This window comes from Mesorhizobium sp. M7A.F.Ca.CA.001.10.2.1 (assembly GCF_003998575.1).
Taxonomy (GTDB): domain Bacteria; phylum Pseudomonadota; class Alphaproteobacteria; order Rhizobiales; family Rhizobiaceae; genus Mesorhizobium.
This window is the reverse complement of sequence record NZ_RZQY01001151.1, coordinates 1-902: the sequence shown is the minus strand read 5'-3', so window position 1 is coordinate 902 and position 902 is coordinate 1. Positions and strand designations below refer to the sequence as shown.

The window sequence follows — 902 nt, the reverse complement described above, 5'->3', positions numbered from 1 at the left end:
GGATTCTTCGCCGCGCCGGCGCATCAGCCGCGCAAGCTGGTCCTGCGACAATGTGCTGGCGAGCCCGTCCGAAACGGCCGTCTCACGCACCCGGTCCTGCCTCGTCGTTCCTTCGTTGGCGCCGCTCATCTCAGCGCTCCGCATCGACATTGGTCATGACGGTGTAGAACACCCATGACAGCAAAAGGATGATCAGGAAGTAGATGATCGACATGGCCGCCGCCGGCCCGAGATCGAACTGGCCGATGGCAATCTTGACCAGGTCTATCGACAGGAACGTCGTCGAATTGCCTGGGCCTCCGCCCGTGACGACGAACGGCTCGGTGTAGATCATGAATGAGTCCATGAAGCGCAGCAGCACCGCGATCAGAAGCACGCGGTTCATCTTCGGCAGCTGGATGTAGCGGAACACTGCCCAGCGTGAGGCGCCGTCGATCTTGGCCGCCTGGTAGAAGGCATCGGGGATCGAGACCAGTCCGGCGTAGCAAAGCAGAACGACGAGGCTTGTCCAGTGCCAGACGTCCATCAGGATGACCGTCACCCAGGCGTCGGTCGGATCGTTGACGTAGTTGTAGTCGAAGCCGAGCGACGACAGCGTGTAGCCGAGCAGGCCAATGTCGATGCGGCCGAACACCTGCCAAATCGTGCCGACGACGTTCCACGGGATCAGCAGCGGCAGAGCCATCAGAACCAGGCAGACCGGCACGCCCCAGCCTTTCTTGGGCATGTTGAGAGCGATGAAGATGCCGAGCGGGATCTCGATGGCGAGGATGGTTGCGGAAAAGATCAGGTTGCGGACCATCGACAGCCAGAAGCGTTCCGACTCCAGGATTTCGGTGTACCAGTCCGAGCCGTTCCAGAAGAAGACGTTGTTTCCGAACGTGTCCTGCACCGAATAGTTG

At 60.5% G+C, this 902-nt stretch carries 1 protein-coding gene; it reads right to left on the bottom strand.

Annotated elements, in window-relative coordinates; translation table 11 throughout:
- Nucleotides 1–130: 130 nt before the first annotated feature.
- Nucleotides 131–902, bottom strand: a 772-nt coding sequence (locus EN964_RS35790) for a carbohydrate ABC transporter permease (RefSeq protein WP_164776504.1), incomplete at its 5' end; no start/stop codon positions are given.